We start from the raw sequence: 18,919 nt of genomic DNA, 5'->3' as shown, positions 1-18,919 counted from the left end.
CCTTCTTTGAATCTAAAACTTGAAGAGATAATACTTTTTTCACAAAAATCACCTCCTTTTAGTTAGTGACCTTCCATTAAAGCTATTACGCCAATACATTTAACTTTTGGCTGCTCAATGAAAAAATAATTTCTATAATCTATGGTAGGATACCGAATAATATTATTCAGTAATCTTTAATAGAAAATATAAAATTAGCAAACCGCAAAACTAATTGTGCTTACTACTTTGCAGTTAACACTTAAAGATGAACCTGCACGTAGCTCTACATCCTTCTTTGAATCTAAAACTTGAAGAGATAATACCTTTTTCACAAAAATCACCTCCTTTTAGTTAATAACTTTCCATTAAAGCTATTACGCCAATACATTTAACTTTTGGCTACTCAATGAAGAAATGATTTTTGTAATTTCTGGTATAGGTAACCAAGAGTACATTCCTTTTGATTTGGTATCATGTAAGGCGAGTAACATACCAGCAGAACCAGAGAAAATATCTCCAGAAATTCTATAGCTGTAATCTCCTGGCACATAATACCTTCCTTCATTTTCAAGAAGGTAAAGGTTTAACGTTTCTAATGCCTTGTCTATACGATTCTCTTTTCCCTGAAGATTAAATTCGATATCAATAGCATTTGCGGTAACTATAAGCCCTGTCAATCCTCTAAATAGACCTGAACTATAGAAACATTTTGATTGAGTTAGAAGACCAATACCACTAAGTTCTCTTTCCCATTTTTTCTCATGAAGTAAATTTCTTAATTCAATCATTGCTAAGCCAATTCCAGCGCTTCCTCCTGCAAGATAAGGTACAAATCTTGAGGCATCTTTCACTTGATATAATCCCGATTCCTCAAGAACACACTGTTCCATATCTTTATCGATAGCTAAAATAGACAGATTTAACCATTGTTTATCATTTGTAACATTATATAAAGAGCTAAAGAACAATGAAACTCCAGACCATCCATCGATCAATCCAATTGGTACTGCATCAAAATCACTTGGTCTTATTTTAATATCCTGTGCAAGAAGATTTTCTATTCGATAAGCAATAGCTAATGCTTTATCAAATAGGTACTCCAAATCCGTTAAGGTCGATGCTGATAAGAATGCTAAGCCTATACCTGCTAATCCAGTTGAAAGCGAGATGTCTTCTAAATCTAAATGATTTTCAATGGAGTCGTATATTTCTTTAGCTTCAGCTTTCATTCCTATTTCATAAAGGATGCCAGCAATACCAGCTTTTCCAGAGAAAAGTCCATCATCCAATTGTTCTATATATTCATTTTGCCCGAACTTTCTAGCCCACTCTCTAGCTTTATCAGGTAAATTACCTGTACGTGCTAGAGCCATTATTACCCCAAATCCACCTGTTAAGACGTTAAGTAACCCACTAGATGTCTCAAACTGGCGAATATCTCCTGGTAAAAGTCGCTTTTCCTTACTTAGATCATGAACAATAGCATCTCTAATCTTTGAGATTATCTTTGGAAGATCGCTTTTTTCAAGATAGTTATTAGGGGAGCTAAGAACACTATCCATTGGTCTCGCGTCCCTTTTGTTACACTCATACTGAATTTCGGTAATCAAATTGATAGCCTCTTGTCCGAATTTCTTAATGATCCATTTATCATGTTGAATAAGTATATTCTCAGCTAAATCTTGCACAGGTCCAATAGGAAGAAAAGCATGTCTAGCTATACGTAGAAGCGCAAACCAATCGGCTTGTTCCCTAGTTGATTTTGTTGATCCCGTAAACCCTGGTGTCATAAGTCCTGAATGCTTAGCATCTGTTAAATCACTTGCCGATTCAAAGTCAATAATCTTCACATCTTCAGATTCTGATATAATGATATTAGATGGCTGTAAATCTCCCATTCCAATTCCACGTGAATGAATATCTTTAACTGCCTGTTTCAGCTGGTTTAGAATGTTAATGACCGTTTTACAATATGATTCTGAATCCTGTTCATCAGAAAAAGGATAATACGCAGCTAACCATGTGTTTAAAGTTGTTCCTGGTAAATATTCTTCTACTAGAAAAGTGTGTTCCCAAGCTTGGAATATTCCCTCGTATTTTGCAACACAATTCAATCCTTTTAAACGTTCTAATACGATTGCTTCTTGTTGCAATCTTGCGACGGCATCTCTATTCTGTCCATCAAGACCAGACCCGGGGCGACCTTCTTTAAGCACAAACTTCTCATTGTTTTCTCTATGGTTAGCCAGGTATACTCCACCACCATTACTAAAGTGAAGAGCTGATTCAATATCATAGTTATCTAGTTGAGAATGTTCTGCTAGAACCTTTTCTTGCGCTTCTGTCATCTCACGAATTACTTTTGGCTCTTGCACAAAATCAGGTACGACATAGTAAGCACCTCGAGAATCTGGAATATATCCTCCATCTGGCGTCCTAATAGCCGGAATCTTGGCTGCACCTTCCTGAATATACATTTCTCCAAATGCTCCATATCTAAAATAAACATTCCCATCAAGCCATCGCTTATCACTTAGAATATAAGGTCCTTGAGGTGTATCTTTTAAAATTCTATGTAATTGGTTTAATAGGAAGATAAATTGCTCTTCATCTTTAGGATAAACTGTAATAAATTTACCTGAACTTCCTCTATCACCATATTTCGAATTTTTAAGGACTAATTCCCAAATGTTAGATACGTGTTTAAAAGGTATACACTCACTAAAAAGAAAATTAGAAGTTAAATCTAATGTATTCTGGGCTTCATTAGAGACTGTAGTAATATGAATTTTCCAACCTTGAATAGGAAGTATAGTATTACTAGGAAAATAATAAGTCCAATGATCATCTTTCTTTTCTTTCCAAGATGTCGGTATATTAGAAACCTTTAAAACTGATTCATTTGCTTTTTTTTCAGGAGGTTGATAATATTTTTCTCCAGGTGTAACATACCTTAGATATCTCATGTCCATTTTTTCTACCTCCAATGATTAACCAAAAAATATTAATTTAAATTAACAAACTGCAATACTCAGTGTGCTTGCTATTGTATTTGGCCAACATGCAAATGCACTTGAAGTTGACATAGCAGGGTTAGTTAGTGAATTTCTTGTAATATCCATACTTTGTAATTGAAGAACGTTAGACATTTGTTTGTTATAAGACATTTTCTCTTCTCCTTTGTAGTTGAAAGTTTTCAATCAAAATTATTGTCCATTAGGTAAGCACAGGAAAAAACTAATAGTACTCTTTTCTTTGCATACTACACTTAAATTTGAAGTAAGATCTAATGAAGATGAATTCTTCATTTTTTGCAATTGAAGAACATTAGACATTTGCTTGTTATAAGACATTTCCTTCCCTCCTTTGTAGTTGAAAGTTTTCAATCAAAATTATTGCTCATTAGGTAAACACAGAAAAAAACTAATGGTGCTTTTTTCTTTGCATACTACACTCAAGTTTGAAGTAAGGTCTAATGAGGATGAGTTCTTCATTTTTTGCAATTGAAGAATATTAGACATTTGTTTGTGATATGACATTTTTTTCTCTCCCTTTTATCCCATAGAATTAATTAATACTTGTGCACTAGTACCGTAGAATCCCCACTTAACTCTCCAGAAGCCACTTGATAAGCAGCCTCAATAGTTTCCCCCCAGTAAGGGCCCCAAAGCGTATTTTTTACGGATTTCATGCTAAGGCTAGAATTAGAGTTTTGTACATATCTCCCCTCGATTTCTGTAAACCAGGGCCCCCCAGACATACCACTCTTCCCTTTGCTTGGTACTCCTTGTAGGGAAGAATGCTTGAAGGAATCTGCACAAGCTACCCCTCTACTAAAAAGTGGTTTTTTAGATGGTAGTAATACATTCTGGAAACCTGATATGACGTATTCCAAGTTGCGAGACATATTAAAAGCGACTGGAATTCCTTTTTCCTCAAAATTAATTACATTTGAAGCTTCTGGCTCAAGTACCAAAAATCCAGTATCGTAATCTACTACTCCATTTTTAGCCCATTCCTTAGGAATGGACGCTAACACTGGCTTAAATGCAACCTTGAAACCTTCCGAATATGGCAGGAATCTTATGTGTTCATAAAACTGTTTAGATTCCCAATCATATACACAATGAGCTGCAGTTGCGATAATTGGAGCATTTACAGATTTTAAAATACTTGCACTTCCTAAAGATCGCTTTCCATTAACCCAAAACTCTACCTTACCTAATTTACTTAGTAAATTATTATCATATTTGTCTAATTTACCCAACAAAAGACACCGCCATTCACTCTCTAAATTACCTAAATAAGGATAAAAAAGATATTTAGAACTAATATGGCAAAATTAAACAAGTTATTATTTTACAAATAAAGTATAATATACCTAAAAAATAAGTCAACAGATTTTTCGGAAAATATTATAAAATATATAAAATTGTATTATTTTGTAGATTTTTGGTTCGATTAACCTTATAATACAATATTAGGAATTATAATTGGAAAATTAAGTAACTTTTTTAGACTAAAGATATAGTCAAAACAACTATGAAATTCAAACTATTTAATTATCCATTATTGTTTTTCTTACCTATAATTCGTAGTTTTTTAGAAAGGAGAAAGAAGTTGAGTAACAACAATAAAAAGAAAATAGGAATTAAAAGCTTTTTAAAATTTATTCATACCTTCTTGCCAGAAAAGTCGATTCTAATATTAGCTGTTATACTCATTCTGATAGAAACAGCCTTCTCTTTAATAGTTCCTCTTCTTACTAAAGATTTTGTAGATAAGATGAACTTTCATGGTCTCAGTACAAAGACCATAATACTTCTATCGATTGTTTTCTTAGGACAATTAGTTATGTCGGGGTTGGCTGTTTATACAATGACATACATAGGTCAACGTGTGGTACTTACTTTACGTAAAATTATGTGGAAACAAATTTTACATTTACCAATATCATTTTTTGATCAGAATTCCTCTGGAGAAACGATGAGTCGAATGACTAATGACACATTGGTCATTAAAGACTTCATTACGTCACATTTAATTCCCTTTGTCACTGGCATCATTTCTATTGTTGGGTCTGTGGTTTTACTAGTAATTATTGATTGGAAAATGACAATATTAATGGTTTCAGCCGTGCCAATTGCAATTCTTTTAATGGCACCTTTAGGCAGAAACATGTATAAAGTATCAAGATCTCTTCAAGATGAAACAGCACTATTTCAAGGAGATTTAGGTAGGGTACTATCAGATATTCGTCTTGTAAAGTCATCTTTAGCAGAAGAACATGAAAAGAAGACAGGCTTACATAGAATGACTTTACTTTTTCAATATGGGCTAAAAGAGGGGAAAATTCTCGCTGTTATTCAGCCCTTAACAATGACCATAATGCTATTGTTATTGGTAGCAATATTCGGTTACGGAAGTAGTCGAGTTGCTTCAGGAGAAATATCTGCAGGTGCCTTAGTAGCTATTATTTTTTATTTGTTCCAAATTTCTGTTCCTTGTTCACAATTGGCTAATTTCTTTACTCACTTTCAAAAAGCTTTGGGAGCAAGTGAACGTTTAAATGAAATTCTATTAGCAGACTTAGAACCAGATATTTTTAACTCAGTTAGTATTGATGAGCAAGATTATTTATTATCGTTTCAAAATGTATCTTTCTCCTACTCTGAAGAAAAGGAAACTTTGAAAGTAATTAATTTCAATGCACCTATAGGTCAAACCACTGCTTTTGTAGGTCCAAGTGGTGCTGGAAAAACAACACTTTTTTCTCTTCTCGAACGATTTTATGAACCTACTGAAGGATCGATTGTATACAAAGGGCAATCGATTGAAAATATAAAATTAGCTGAGTGGAGAAAAAAGATAGCGTATGTATCACAAGATTCCCCAATCATGTCAGGTACTATTATTTCAAATCTAACTTATGGTTTGGATGAATTTTCGCAAGAAAAAGTGAAGCAAGCCGTAGCTGACGCAAATTTAGAAAGCTTTATAGAATCGTTACCGAACCAATATGAAACAGAGGTAGGAGAAAGAGGAGTTAGATTATCAGGCGGGCAACGTCAGAGGTTGGCTATTGCGAGGGCTATGATTCGTGATCCAGAAATTTTATTATTGGATGAGGCTACTGCACATTTAGATAGTAATTCAGAGAAACTTGTCCAAGAAGCATTAGAATCTCTAATGACAGGAAGAACAACATTAGTAATTGCCCACCGTTTAGCAACTATTAAAAATGCAGATAAACTAATAATCTTGGAAGATGGTAAAGTAACAGGAATGGGTACGCATCGAGAGCTGTTAGAGTCTCATAATCTTTACAATGATCTTGTTAAACAACAACTCTCTCTGGAATGGCAAACTAATGAGCTCCAATTAGCTAGCAAATAAAAAGAATGGTTGGCATAATAGCCAACCATTCTTTTTATTTTTGTAAGGAATGTATTAATTATTAAAGTAATAATTAGCCAAGCTCCAAACAGTTTAAGAAGGAGCTTATTAGGATGAAATTAGTGTAAAGAAGATGGTGTAAAAATATTTACTCTTCATGGCTTCATAAATCTGAACTACTTTAATTCTATATATCAAAATTATTTGATAGACATAAAACCTCTATTAGAAAATCCTAAATTCAATTTTTAAAAAACAAACGAATGAATACAATAATTAGCTATAACTTCACCACTTATGTATGGTTAATCATTTCAAATGACTTTGATTAGAAAGATATTCAGCTACATCTTGTGGAACTTTAAGATTAAAGTTTAAACCTTTCGTTTGAAAACTAACATATGAACTATTTTTATAAGTTGTAATTGTACCTACTTTTTGGAGTTTCTGTTCACCTTTATTTGATTTATCCCCTAATTTTATTGTTTCTTTTTGATATAACTTGTAAATATCTTTTTTATTAGCATTTGAAGGGATTTCAGCAGTATTCCATTTGTTCACTCTCAACTTTTTTATAAACGTATTTACATCTTCTTTTTTATCAATAACGGCTAAAACTGAATTTGGATCTTTTACTGATGTAACTTCAATTCTCTGAGCTTGATCAATTCCTATATCCAGATTATTCTTCATGTCTTTTTCCTTTTGACTGCATCCAAACAGAAATGTAGACATACTTAAGATTACTATAAGTACAAAGTAAAACCTTTTCATGAATATTCCTCCTATTTAAAACCATTAATTTACATAGAAAATTTTAACATCTAATTCTGTGAATTTCTATACGTCTAGAGTCTTATATTAAAACATTTTATTCTATATATTATTAATACTGTATACAGGTAAATCATCTTTTATTAAAGAAATGAAAAGCAAAAAATAAAAACAATGAAAAATAATAAACATTATAAGAAATTAGAAAAACATTATAGTTGTCGTCACTTGGTTTAAATAGTAAAACATTAATGATACATAAAGCACTTTAGTATTTACTTAACGAATGGTGAAACATAGGTGAAAGAGAAAGGTTACTCTTTTCTAAGTAGAATCAATTACAATATTTATTTTTAAACTTATATGTATATAAATCTATAAATCTGGCCAGACTATTAACGTATTCCCCCCCTATTCCAATAAATTTGAAAATCCTTTGCTGATATGGGCAAAGGATTACTTTTTTTGGGGTGATTTTCCTGTTATTGGTTGTTGATATAGATAAACGGGAATTAGGTATATTAATAGCACACAAAGGAGATATGCATTGGTGATAAATTACGGGTACTCTACTGGATCCCTGTTCGTGAGGGAATTAGAACGTTTAAAAGAAGAATATATTCAACTTGAGCTCGGCGAGATGAAAGTAATGATGAAAGAAGACATTTTACTTTTAGAAAAAGAAATGGATATGTTGTCTAGGAATAAAGTGTATTAAATTGAGCAAACTACCCAAGACGCCGTGAGGTATTTACTACTAAAACCATATTCGTATTCCCAACAGAACAACCTACTGTACAGGAGCAGTAGGTTGTTCTGTCTTATAGCTATATTTTTTATGCTTGTTTAGTTAACATATAACGAATTATCGGTAGAAATAAAAAACAGACCTTTAATTAAAGATCTGCTTTTTTTCTTTAGCAAAAACTAAGTAAGTTCTCACTATAAGCATAATGCCCAAAGCTATGCAAATTAACCAGTACGTTAAAGGGAAACTATATGAAACTGTCATAACTCTAGTATTTCTATCCAATACTCTAACGATAAAAGGAGTATAAATCATCTTAATAGTTAAGTACGTTAATACAGCTTGAGCAATAAGAAATATCCCTATTGCACGTTTCATAACCTTGCCTCCAGACTCATACATGTTTCTATGTACACTGTAACATAAATAGGCTTACTTATTAATTTTAGTTACCACAATGTTCCTTATGGGAAGTATTTATAATTTATTCTTCCTCGTCTTTAGAACGTTTTTTTATTAAAAAATAACCAAATGAAAAAGTTCCTAAAAAACATAAAAATATAACTGAACCAATTATTATACTATCAGCCAAGCTACTATTAGATGTTATCTTTGTTAGTAGACCAAAGAAAACTCCGGCAGCTAAACAACATAATACTAATAAGTAATAGGGCATTTTTCTAATTCGTTTCTCATTTTCATAGGAGTCAACAGAAATACTTAAGTTCAAATACCCTAATATAACACTGGTAAGTATCAAAACTAGCCATATAGGATTATTGGTAATATTATTGAATCCTTTCGTAATACCGTCATATATTACAATCCCCACAAGTGCTAAAGTTTGAAAAGCAAACGCAAAACGAATATTTTTTAAATTTTTTATAACAAGTCTTTCGTCTGTTATTACTTTCATTTAAATCTCCTCCTGACCAACCCAAAAAATCTCATCTAAGGTTTTATTGACTGCATAACATATTTCTAAGCAAAGTTTTAATGTAGGATTATATTTTCCTTTTTCAATTAAACTAATGGTTTGACGAGTAACACCAACTTTTTCAGCCAATTGATGCTGAGTTAAATCAGCCTGTACACGAAATATTTTTACATTGTTTTTCAATATAAACCAATTCCTTCCTGGTCCCAGTGTAACATATACATTACATTATTCAATATATATATTACATTATCCTTGAATTTAATTTACTTAATACGGCTTATTGCCACTAAAAAAGGATCTTTCGTTAGAAGATCCTTATAACTGCTTATTTACTTTAAGTGTTTTTTAGAAATTAAAGATAAAGTGTTGATACAACTAAATAAGTTAATGAGAATAAACTTAATAGAAAAACAAAAGAGGCAAAAAGTAAAACCTTTGACTTTTTATTAATTGTTATACCATTTTTGAATAAGTTAGAGAACCCTAATAACAAGCCTCCCAAAATTGCTACTAATCCAAACAATTGGTTAACTGTACTTCCCATCCATACCCCTATAACAAGAATTATTAAAGCAAAGAATGGATTAAAAATAACATTCACCGTCACATTAATCAGCCTCTTTCTAATTTGGTTACTATTAATTACTATTTTATCAGAAAATGGATCAAAGAAACGGTGTATATCATATATATCTTTAGTCAACATAATGTCTCTTTCCGGAAAATAGCATAAAAAAGAACCCTTGATGCAGGACGGGGACTGCACCCTGTTTGTGAGACAGGACTCAAAGCACCTTTTAAACAGCCAGCTGCCGGTATTGTACTGGTGACTGGTTGTTTAGTTTCGTTTGAATACGGGCATTGTTGTAATAAGTAATATAGTTTTCGACGATTTGTTCGACGATGGTGGTCGTCGTATATGTTAACTCGTCGAGGTAGAACGTTTCAGACTTTAGCGAGGAATGAAACGATTCAATGGAGGCATTATCTGCGGGTGTCCCTTTACGGGACATACTCATAGTAATGCCTCTTTCTTTAATTTTTTGTTGATAGAGATGCGAGGTGTACACAGATCCTTGGTCACTATGCAACGTACATCCTTTAGGTAAAAAAGGAAGTTGGCTTAACGTATCTAAGACAAATTCTACATTTTGGTGATCACCAATCGAATATGCAATGATTTCCCCATTAAATAAATCTTGAATACTTGAAAGATACAACTGCTTAGGTCCAAAAGGCAAGTAGGTAATATCCGTTACTAATTTCTGAAGAGGGCGATCAGCTTGAAACTCACGATTTAATACATTCTCTGCAACCTGATAAGGTTGCCCTGTTTGCTTTCGTTTTTTTCGTTTTACGCGACATTGCCAACCGTATTTCTGCATGACACGTTGTACAAATTTATGGTTAATTTTCATCGTTCGATTGAGTAATGCTGTAATTTTTCGATAGCCATATCGAAACTTATGTTTTTGACATTGATCACCGATCTGTTGTTCCATCCATTTCTTTTTCTTTGTCCGTTCTGATTGTTCCTGTTTCCTCCGGCGATAATAAGTCGATCGAGGGATATCAAGGTGCTGACAGATTTGATAGACTGGCATCTTATCTTTTAACTCTTCTACTACGTTCACTACGATTTCTGGGACCACTTCCTCTCCAATTCCTTGTACTTTTTTAAGACCTCAATCTGTTGTGTTAAATACCGGTTTTCTGCTTTCAATTTGGACATTTCGTCTTTAAAGCCAGGTCCCTTTCCGTATGAATACTGCTTGCCTACAGGCTGTTCAAATCGATGCATTTCTCCATTTTTATACCATTTCATCCACCTTTTTAATTGGGTGTAACTGCGAATATTTAATTGGGAAAGCACTTCTTTGACAGGTAGACCAGCTAATCTCATCTCAATAGCTTTTATTTTTATCTCTGCTGGATAACTAACTCTTGTCCCCATAGAAAAAACACCTCCAAGTGATTGTTAGGTAGTATATACCCGTTTTTTAACTTAAAGGTGTTTTTTATTTGTCTCACTATTAGGGGTCAGTCCCAATGGTTCTTGATGAGGCCTTGTTTCTGCTTTATGCAGCTTTTTATACATCCTTGATCTAACAGGTTTTTCTCCTCAGGTGATTGGAGATAAGATGTATAAAAAGTGCACGCTTTATAATATGAAAAATAAGAAAAATATAGTAATTATGGTAAATATATGATATTATTTACTTGCGGTGCTATGCATTCTTCAACGAGTATGAATGACAAAAAGCAACCTCCTTCCAATGCCATGGGATATGAGGTTGCTTTTTATTTTGCTTACCTTTTGACTGGACAAATTATAACCTAATCCTATATTTTAAATATGTACATGTATATTTCACTTTTATCAACTATTAAAAGCAGCTATGATCAACCACACATGTAAGAAAAGCACCTTATTTAACTAAATAAGGTGCTTTTCTCTTTACTAAGTATTAAGAACTCTTATGAATGTTCCTTTTAAAGACTTTTCTAGAGCATACTGATTTAATTCTCTTACTTTGGTGGAGAGCTCTGTTGCTTTCTTCATTCGGACGTTCCCTACTAACACAAAGGGATCAATAATCCGTACCTTTTTCTTTTGGTGTATGTCATAATCTACCTCATCATTTATTACTTTTTTGCTCATATCTTTCATTTTTTGTAGCACTTCATGGTCTTTGCTGTCAATTAACTTTCTCCAAACTGTTTCATCATCCGATAATAAGTCATCAAAATGAATAATCTCCTTGGCCATTGCGATCTTTAATATATCCGTTAGTATAGCATACCCATATACATTTGATGGATGAAGAAAGAAGTCAATGACCTCCGTATAATAAGCTTTAACAAACCATTCTGCAGCCTCAATTGTTTTTAAAAAAATTTTGCCGTCAACCACTCTTAATTCATCTACAAATTTACAAGCATTGTCTGAAGAAATCATATTATAGGTAGATAAATCACGAAGCGTATAATCGATGCGGTCTGCACACAGCAAAGGAAGAGGTTGTTCTAATAAGGACCATTTCTCAATAGGCAATATAGACAAAATATTAAATCCATGCTTTTGTAAAACAGAAGGGATTTCTGATGATTGAATTATTTTGTCAAATATTTGATCGTGAAAATCCTGTTCTGGATTATTTAAAACAAAATCTATGACATGAGAAAAAGCTGTATGAGAAACGTCATGTAATAAGCCAGCTATTTGTTCTTCTATAGATCCACCTAACCTTCTAATCAATAGCATGACACCTACAGAGTGTTCAAATCGTGTTACATTCCACTTTGGATTCACTAAATAACTTGCGCCACCTTGGTGAATCTTTTTCAGCCTCTGAAGGGGCTCAGTATGTATTAATTCTGCTAGGACTGGTTCTAAGTGAAAAGATCCATAAATGAAATCATGAATTTTCATAAAACGACTTCACTTTCCCTTCTTTTGTCACATCTATATCATTTAGTAGAATAACGCTCTGCAAGCTTCTCTTTATGCGAACTGAATATTTCTTCTAAAGAAATATCATATTTGTTAGCAATAACAATCAAGTTACCTAACACATCTCCTAGTTCTTCCGTTAATTCTTTCTTATTTTCTTCCAAAGTTCCAGTTACTTCATCTGGTCGATCCCTTCCGATTTCTAAAGCCCTAATAGCTCGTGCTACTTCACCTGTTTCCTCGGCAAGAAAACCAATTCGAATAAAGATATCTAAATCTGACCAACCTCTCATTTTGTAGTAGTCCTTTACCCATTGTTGAAATTCTGTTACGTTCATTAAATGGTTCCACCTTCCTTTTTTAACTTCAACTAAGTTTACCAAATCATCCATTATTATGTATAATCAATAACGGTGATTACATAGGAGGGGATCTTTATGAAAAGAATAGCTGTATTTTGTGGATCAAGTAATGGAGCATCTGACCTTTATATTCAAGGTGCAAAGGACCTGGGAAAAGAACTTGCTAAACGTAATATTTCGCTCGTATATGGTGGAGCAAGTGTTGGAGTAATGGGTGCTGTGGCTGATGCCGTGTTGGAAGCTGGCGGACATGTCATTGGCGTCATGCCTACTTTCCTTGAAGAAAGAGAAATTTCTCATAAAAACCTGTCAGAGCTTATCGTTGTTAAATCTATGCACGAGAGAAAAGCCAAGATGGCTGAACTTGTAGATGGATTCATTACATTACCAGGTGGTCCAGGTACACTAGAGGAATTCTTTGAGATTTTCACATGGGCTCAGTTAGGGTTACATCAGAAGCCTTGCGGATTATTAAATATTAATGATTATTACACACCACTTATTTCTTTATTTAATCACATGACAGAAGAACAATTTCTACAGGAAAAATATCGTTCTATGGCTCTTGTAGATACAGAACCACAAGGTTTATTAGATCAATTCAATACATATCAACCTCCTTCAGTTAAAACATATATCACAAAAGCACAAAGCTAACAAAAAAACAGGATTAGACACTATCTAATCCTGTTTTTTTGTTAGCTTAAAATATAATTTCGTTTACTTCTTTTAATGTAACGAATCTGCCACCTAGCATATTATTATGATGTTCTACTATTTTAGAAGCTGAAAGCACAGCCGTATCAAATGTGCTATGGGCATCTTTTACTAAGATATTCTCTTTATACCCTAAGCTATATGCTCTCCTACAAGTAGTATCCAAACAAAATTCAGTTTGCATACCTGCAATGACTAATTTTCCGATTTCAAGTTCCTGAAGTTTTTTGTATAAAGTTGTTTGATAAAATGCGTCCCAAGAAGATTTTTGAATAACTATATCCGTTGGTATGGGGCCGACATCCTGATGGATTTCCCATGTGACTTTTCCTTCACTAAGCATACTATCCGAACTGGGGTCTGTATGCTGTATATAGATAATTGGCACATTAGATTTGTGTGCTTTTTCCCTTAGAGAAGTAATATTTTTAAGTACTTGTTGTTCATTACATAAAGATCCACCTTCATAAGAAAACATGATGTTTTGAACATCGATAAGCAACAAAGCTGTTTTTTCACTCATTTAATTGTATCCCCCTATTGAGTTTTGTGGTAAAAAATTCAAAATAATATTATATCAAATTAAAATCTCATATTATATAGCTTGATCCTGCAAAATCTAGCTTTCTTTGAAATGTACATAGTATATAAATGTAGTTACCATAATGTTTTTATCGGGATTTATCTGTATATACGTAAAAGCCATTTAAGACCTATCTTAAATGGCTTTTACAGTGGTTATGTTATTTTATTTACTCATCAATAATTATCGTATCAGCATTTATATCTTCAAAACAAAGGTTTACTGTTCTTTGCTTCGCTCTGGTTCTATGTACGGTTCCAGCTGGTATAAGTAACGTATCATTAGGTTTTAAAACAGCAGTATCCTTACCTTTAAAATCAATTAAAAGTTCTCCCTCTAAAACCATAAAAAGCTCATCCGAATTAGAATGATAGTGCCATTTGTATTCGCCTGAAAATACAGCTATACGAAGGCAGTGATTATTAATATTCGATACAGGAAAATTCACGTGTTGATCTTTAATATCTTTTGTAATTTCTTGAAGATTAATCTTTTCTAGCTCTAATTTCTCTACCATTACAATTCTCCCTTTATATTTTCTTTGTAATAAATTCAATTTAATTTCCCCATATACACTAAACCATTTGAACGATTTCTATTCATAGTTGTATATTCTAATTTCTTATATGCTAAGGTTTCAAATTGATCTATCCATTCTTTCACGCGTTCTTCGCTATGATGACGTAAAATAGCCCCATCTGGTAACTCAAAAACCCCATATGTATGATACTTAGTGAGTCCCTTTTCATAACGTAATTTATTTCTTTCATCGCTATTTAGTAGAAAATCGTTGATGTAAATAATACCTCCTGGCTTTAGTACCCGTTTAATCTCATTTAAAATAGCGTTTTGTTCCTCATTTTTATGAACACATGTTAAAACTGCAAAAAGTAAGACAGCATCCAAAGAATCATTAGGAAAAGGAAGCTTCCCACTTTGAATAACTTGAAAATCGATTTCTGAGTTATGAAACTTAGCTCTTTTAATCATTTCTTCTGAAAAGTCTACACCATGTAAATTGTTATAATCGTAGCTTCTTAATTCCAATAAAGTCCGTCCATACCCACAACCATAATCTAATATGACAGCATTGTGATTAACATGTGTTAGGAATAATTCAGGTTGAAAAGGCGTAGTAAATTCTTTTTTATTAGCTACTTCATTCCAATATTCATCTTGTTTGATCATCTTTATGAAACATCTCCCTATTGATCTATCAACTTTGATTGCATCATAGCATGTAAAAACATAAAATAATGTGAGATATCTCATATTTTTATAATAGTAGGAGAAAAAATGAAATTTTTAAACGACCCTATGCAAAGTTACTATGTCGAGAAATACTCTATTCAATCACTTTTTTCCTTTCCAATTACTCCATTTATTCAGGTCTGCGAATTTGAACGTGGTGAATTTATTTATAAGGAAGGATCCTATCCTCAATATATTTATTATCTTGTTGAAGGTAAGGCAAAACTCTATGTTACACACGAAAATGGGAAAGTGTCCTTGATTAATTTTTTACAAGCTCCAACATTTATGGGGGAAGTGGAACTATTAAATTCACAACGATATGCTAAAGCCATACAAACTATCACAAAAACCATTTGTTTGGCTATTCCTATTGATACCTGTAAAAATAAGCTCTTAACAGATGTTATATTTCTCAGATATTTATGCAGTTTTTTAAGCGAGAAAGCAACTAGAATTTCAGCAAAGTATACACAAAATCAGGCCTATCCACTTGAGAACCGTCTTGCTGCTTTTATAATGTTGTCGGCTGATGATAACTTTTATAAAGAAAAACATACTGAAGTATGCGAATACCTGGGTGTATCATATCGCCATCTACTCCATGTACTAGCCCAACTATGTAAATCAAATACTATTGAAAAGCAGTCACGAGGCTACATTATTAGAGACAAAGAACGTTTGAAAAAATTAGCTGAATTAAATTAAAGACACTCATAATAACCTCGTTTCATAAGAAAGATAATTATATGTATATGATATAAAAGGTAGTTACCATAATCATATGTATCGAAAACAGTTTAAAAGAGCCAGTCCCTTTATAAGTCTTGGCTCTTTTGGACTAATTATATTTAATTCATAGCTCAATGATGGAATACACGTATACCTGAATGTGCCATGATCATCCCGTATTCATTTGCTGCCTGTGTAACTTGTTCATCTCGTAAAGAATTACCTGTTTGAACCACATATTTAACGCCACTTTGAGCCGCACGATCGATATTATCACGGAAAGGTAAAAAAGCGTCGGATGCATAGGAAACGCCTTTTAACCTTTTTAGCCATTCTCGTTTTTCACTCTTACTTAGCCTAGCAGGGACCTCCTCAAAACATTGTTTCCAGTGCTCATTTTCTACCTCAGTAATATCATCATTAAGCCATCCATCAATTGCATTATTCACTTCTACACGAGAAATGCCTTCTCTGAACTTCATGTTAAGGGCCCTTGGATGTTGTCTTAGCCACCATTTATCAGCTTTTTCAGCAGCCAACCTCGTACAATGAATACGGGACTGCTGTCCAGCACCAATTCCAATTGTTTGGCCATCTAATGCGAAACAAATGGAGTTTGATTGTGTATATTTTAATGTAATAAGAGCAACAAGAAGATCTCTCTTTGCATTTTTAGGAATATTACATTGAGTAGTAACAATACGATTAAAAACTTCTTTCCCAATCTGTACATCATTTCTTTGTTGTTCTAGAGTAATTCCAAATACCATTCTTTTTTCAATTGGGTCAGGCACATAGTTTGAATCAATCTCTAAAATTAGATATTTTCCTTTCTTTTTCTGTTTCAAAGCCTCTAATGCTTCTTGAGTGTAGCTTGGTGCAACAATCATATCAGAAACCTCTGTTTTGAGGAGAGTAGCTACAGTTATATCCACTTCATCACTAAAAGCAGCACAATCTCCAAACGATGACATCCTATCTGTCCCACGCGCTCTTGCATAAGCAATCGCTAAAGGAGACAGGCCTAGGCCTTCAACAAAATAGGATCCAGTAAGTGTCTCATTTAGTGGAGAGTACACAGCTGCACCTGCTGGACTTACGTGTTTAAAAGATGCAGCTGCAGGTTGACCAGTCGCCTGTCGAAGCTCTCGGACCAGTTGAAAAGCATTTAATGCATCTAGGAAGTTAATATAACTCGCCTCTCCATTTAAGATTTTAATAGGCGTGTTCTCAGCATTCTGAACGTTAGCTTTACTTTGATTTGGATTCATCCCATATCGTAAACAAATTTCTTTCACTTAAAAATCTCCTTTCTAAATAAAAAAAGTATTTGAACTCATGTTCAAATACTTTGCCCAGGCGTACGGCCGTTATCTATGTGCTTCCTCATGGTCCTCCATGTTTACGCCAGTAACACATAGTCTGTTTTATAAGAAAATTTTACATAATAAAAATAATTTTAACAATACCTTTATCCAAATTTTTCTTTTTTAATTATATATCATATACAAATCTAATTTACACAACAGGTATTACCGGTAGTAATAAAGTCTATATATTTTCTATATAGACTTTACCAATTTATTCTTATACTGAGGCTGAAATCTTTTGTTTTTTTCGTAAGCGTAAAAAGCCAGAAGCTGTTAAAACACCTACAATAACTAAACACGTACCTATCACTTGAGGTAATGTAATAAGGGCACCCGTTAAAATAGAAAGCATCATGGTGACGACTGGAACTAAATTAAAAAATAAAGACGTATTACTTGCACCAATCGTAGCCATTCCTTTATTCCACCACAAATAGCCTAATACACTTGTAAATAGAGCCATAAAGAGAATAGCTCCCCAAGCTGACCACGTAACGTGAGACAAGGGCTGAGGGCTTGGTGAAAAAGCTCCTAAGATTAAAAGACAAAGAGAACCAACAATCATTGTATAAGTAGTGGTCTCCATCGAAGAACTACCATTCAAATATTTTCTTCCTAATACACCATATAAAGCCCAACATAGATTCCCTGCTAAGATAAGTAAATCACCTTTAGAAATGGATAATGTTTGAATAATTTCTAACGAACCTTGCGTAAGGACAAGAATAACACCTACTAAAGCAAAAGAGATACCTACCATCTGTTGTTTTGTAATAGAATTCTTTAAAATAAAATAAGCAAAAATTGCAGTTACCAAAGGGTTAGTTCCCATGATGAGAGCCCCGTTTAAAGGAGACGTATATTGCATTCCTAAAAAGAAAAAAGCATTGAACCCAAAAATCCCTATGATGCCAAGTAAGATATACATTTTCCAATGAACCTTAATAGTTTTTGACTTTATTTGTTTCTGTAATCCTAATATAAGAACCATAACGAGTGCAGCAATGCCAAATCGCCATGCCGCAGCACTTGCAGGGGAGAAATACTGAACAGCATACTTAGCCAGGTTGAATGTAGCACCTGTAAATATAGCGAAACCTATCAACATAAGGTATATTCTACTTTTCATTTTTCAAGTCTCCAATCATTGTTTCATACGTCCCTAATTTCTCTTTTGTTACGTTCATAACTGTTTCAATCTCTTGTTTTTGTTTTTCTAGAAGAAGTAAATGTTTGTTTAAAATATCTGCCCTCGTTTGAATTTTTTTTAATTGAATGGCAGAAGAACCAATATTTTCTAGGAGACATCCATCCTTTAAAAATTCTTGAATATCCTCTAGAGACATTCCTGTTTGTTTTAATATTTTCATAAATTTGAGTAGACGAATTTCACCTTCCGTATATCTTCTTTTTCCACCTTTTCTTAATGGTGAAGACAATAACCCAATCTTTTCATAATAACGTAGCGTATGAGCTGTAAAACCTGTTTTCGTAGCAACTTCAGATATACTATACAATTCTATTTCCTCCTTTATTTAGATGTTACAACTTAGAGTTAGCTCTAAGTCAATGGTTAATTTGCAAACAATAAAAAAAGACTCAGATTTTTT

23 protein-coding genes and 1 riboswitch are annotated in these 18,919 nt (G+C 33.2%); of the genes, 4 read left to right on the top strand and 19 right to left on the bottom strand.

From position 1 onward, the window contains the following. Positions 1 to 194 precede the first annotated feature (194 nt). The 5 genes from LJC66_RS07950 to LJC66_RS07940 all read right to left on the bottom strand — a co-directional run bounded on the left by LJC66_RS07950 (position 195) and on the right by LJC66_RS07940 (position 4,249). Positions 195 to 314, bottom strand: a complete 120-nt coding sequence (locus LJC66_RS07950; RefSeq protein WP_205413786.1) for a class III lanthipeptide — start codon at positions 312 to 314, stop codon at positions 195 to 197. A gap of 42 nt (positions 315 to 356) precedes the next feature. Next, positions 357 to 2,954, bottom strand: coding sequence for a class III lanthionine synthetase LanKC (gene lanKC / locus LJC66_RS07945; RefSeq protein ID WP_230932239.1), 2,598 nt, complete (start codon positions 2,952 to 2,954; stop codon positions 357 to 359). A gap of 234 nt (positions 2,955 to 3,188) precedes the next feature. Then, entirely contained in the window at positions 3,189 to 3,317 is a 129-nt protein-coding gene (locus LJC66_RS28025; RefSeq protein ID WP_369361714.1) for a class III lanthipeptide, read from the bottom strand. Between the two features lie 57 nt (positions 3,318 to 3,374). Continuing rightward, complete coding sequence (locus LJC66_RS28020; protein WP_369361713.1) at positions 3,375 to 3,503, bottom strand: class III lanthipeptide; 129 nt, start codon at positions 3,501 to 3,503, stop codon at positions 3,375 to 3,377. Between the two features lie 50 nt (positions 3,504 to 3,553). Further along, positions 3,554 to 4,249: a trypsin-like serine peptidase gene (locus LJC66_RS07940; protein ID WP_098791399.1), complete on the bottom strand. Its 696-nt coding sequence runs from the start codon at positions 4,247 to 4,249 to the stop codon at positions 3,554 to 3,556. 353 nt (positions 4,250 to 4,602) lie between these two features. On the opposite strand from LJC66_RS07940, the gene LJC66_RS07935 reads away from it, so the two are divergent. Further along, positions 4,603 to 6,378: an ABC transporter ATP-binding protein gene (locus tag LJC66_RS07935; protein WP_230932238.1), complete on the top strand. Its 1,776-nt coding sequence runs from the start codon at positions 4,603 to 4,605 to the stop codon at positions 6,376 to 6,378. Between the two features lie 309 nt (positions 6,379 to 6,687). Here LJC66_RS07935 and LJC66_RS07930 read toward each other — a convergent pair whose 3' ends face one another. Continuing rightward, on the bottom strand, positions 6,688 to 7,152 hold the full coding sequence (locus tag LJC66_RS07930) for a hypothetical protein (protein ID WP_098792416.1): 465 nt from the start codon (positions 7,150 to 7,152) through the stop codon (positions 6,688 to 6,690). Between the two features lie 550 nt (positions 7,153 to 7,702). Between LJC66_RS07930 and LJC66_RS07925 the strand changes: the two genes are divergently transcribed. Next, positions 7,703 to 7,870 carry a hypothetical protein gene (locus LJC66_RS07925; protein WP_162871454.1) on the top strand — a complete coding sequence of 56 codons (168 nt, stop codon included), beginning with the start codon at positions 7,703 to 7,705 and terminating at the stop codon, positions 7,868 to 7,870. A 174-nt stretch (positions 7,871 to 8,044) separates the two neighbouring features. Here the strand turns inward: LJC66_RS07925 and LJC66_RS07920 are convergent, their stop codons facing one another. The 7 genes from LJC66_RS07920 to LJC66_RS07890 all read right to left on the bottom strand — a co-directional run bounded on the left by LJC66_RS07920 (position 8,045) and on the right by LJC66_RS07890 (position 12,632). Continuing rightward, entirely contained in the window at positions 8,045 to 8,278 is a 234-nt protein-coding gene (locus LJC66_RS07920) for a hypothetical protein (RefSeq protein ID WP_230932237.1), read from the bottom strand. A gap of 106 nt (positions 8,279 to 8,384) precedes the next feature. Further along, entirely contained in the window at positions 8,385 to 8,816 is a 432-nt protein-coding gene (locus LJC66_RS07915; protein ID WP_230932236.1) for a branched-chain amino acid ABC transporter substrate-binding protein, read from the bottom strand. Continuing rightward, a complete protein-coding gene (locus LJC66_RS07910) occupies positions 8,817 to 9,020 on the bottom strand; it encodes a helix-turn-helix transcriptional regulator (RefSeq protein ID WP_116372640.1) in 204 nt (67 codons plus the stop codon). 172 nt (positions 9,021 to 9,192) lie between these two features. Next, positions 9,193 to 9,546, bottom strand: a complete 354-nt coding sequence (locus tag LJC66_RS07905; protein ID WP_230932235.1) for a hypothetical protein — start codon at positions 9,544 to 9,546, stop codon at positions 9,193 to 9,195. 91 nt (positions 9,547 to 9,637) lie between these two features. Beyond that, positions 9,638 to 10,794 (bottom strand): IS3 family transposase gene (locus tag LJC66_RS07900; RefSeq protein WP_230932234.1). Its coding sequence is split into 2 segments (ribosomal slippage): positions 9,638 to 10,524 and positions 10,524 to 10,794, totalling 1,158 coding nucleotides; the frame shifts between segments, so codons are not numbered across the junction. A gap of 507 nt (positions 10,795 to 11,301) precedes the next feature. Next, positions 11,302 to 12,273, bottom strand: a complete 972-nt coding sequence (locus LJC66_RS07895) for an HD domain-containing protein (protein ID WP_230932233.1) — start codon at positions 12,271 to 12,273, stop codon at positions 11,302 to 11,304. 38 nt (positions 12,274 to 12,311) lie between these two features. Beyond that, positions 12,312 to 12,632: a MazG nucleotide pyrophosphohydrolase domain-containing protein gene (locus LJC66_RS07890; protein ID WP_098598822.1), complete on the bottom strand. Its 321-nt coding sequence runs from the start codon at positions 12,630 to 12,632 to the stop codon at positions 12,312 to 12,314. Positions 12,633 to 12,731: 99 nt separating this feature from the next. Between LJC66_RS07890 and LJC66_RS07885 the strand changes: the two genes are divergently transcribed. After that, positions 12,732 to 13,313, top strand: coding sequence for an LOG family protein (locus LJC66_RS07885; RefSeq protein WP_162213444.1), 582 nt, complete (start codon positions 12,732 to 12,734; stop codon positions 13,311 to 13,313). Between the two features lie 46 nt (positions 13,314 to 13,359). Here the strand turns inward: LJC66_RS07885 and LJC66_RS07880 are convergent, their stop codons facing one another. The 3 genes from LJC66_RS07880 to LJC66_RS07870 form a co-directional block, all read right to left on the bottom strand. Continuing rightward, the gene (locus LJC66_RS07880; RefSeq protein WP_230932232.1) at positions 13,360 to 13,896 is read right to left on the bottom strand and encodes a cysteine hydrolase family protein; all 537 of its coding nucleotides are present in this window, start codon (positions 13,894 to 13,896) and stop codon (positions 13,360 to 13,362) included. A 229-nt stretch (positions 13,897 to 14,125) separates the two neighbouring features. Then, complete coding sequence (locus LJC66_RS07875; protein WP_230932231.1) at positions 14,126 to 14,473, bottom strand: cupin domain-containing protein; 348 nt, start codon at positions 14,471 to 14,473, stop codon at positions 14,126 to 14,128. A 35-nt stretch (positions 14,474 to 14,508) separates the two neighbouring features. Next, a complete protein-coding gene (locus LJC66_RS07870) occupies positions 14,509 to 15,144 on the bottom strand; it encodes a class I SAM-dependent methyltransferase (RefSeq protein ID WP_230932230.1) in 636 nt (211 codons plus the stop codon). A gap of 108 nt (positions 15,145 to 15,252) precedes the next feature. Here LJC66_RS07870 and yeiL point away from each other — a divergent pair, with 108 nt between their 5' ends. Continuing rightward, positions 15,253 to 15,915: a transcriptional regulator YeiL gene (gene yeiL, locus LJC66_RS07865; RefSeq protein WP_230932229.1), complete on the top strand. Its 663-nt coding sequence runs from the start codon at positions 15,253 to 15,255 to the stop codon at positions 15,913 to 15,915. Between the two features lie 155 nt (positions 15,916 to 16,070). Here the strand turns inward: yeiL and LJC66_RS07860 are convergent, their stop codons facing one another. The 3 genes from LJC66_RS07860 to LJC66_RS07850 form a co-directional block, all read right to left on the bottom strand. After that, entirely contained in the window at positions 16,071 to 17,237 is a 1,167-nt protein-coding gene (locus LJC66_RS07860) for a phosphoribosylaminoimidazolecarboxamide formyltransferase (protein ID WP_230932228.1), read from the bottom strand. A 48-nt stretch (positions 17,238 to 17,285) separates the two neighbouring features. After that, positions 17,286 to 17,364: riboswitch (ZMP/ZTP riboswitch) on the bottom strand. A 162-nt stretch (positions 17,365 to 17,526) separates the two neighbouring features. Beyond that, entirely contained in the window at positions 17,527 to 18,438 is a 912-nt protein-coding gene (locus LJC66_RS07855) for a DMT family transporter (protein WP_230932227.1), read from the bottom strand. After that, positions 18,428 to 18,832, bottom strand: a complete 405-nt coding sequence (locus LJC66_RS07850) for a MerR family transcriptional regulator (RefSeq protein WP_372586398.1) — start codon at positions 18,830 to 18,832, stop codon at positions 18,428 to 18,430. Before LJC66_RS07850 ends, LJC66_RS07855 begins: the two co-directional genes overlap by 11 nt. Positions 18,833 to 18,919: the final 87 nt, after the last annotated feature.

Source organism: Priestia sp. TSO9 (genome assembly GCF_021029645.1).
Classification (GTDB): Bacteria; Bacillota; Bacilli; order Bacillales; family Bacillaceae_H; genus Priestia; species Priestia megaterium_E.
Note: the sequence above shows the minus strand (reverse complement) of the source record. Positions and strands in the feature narration are given on the sequence as shown.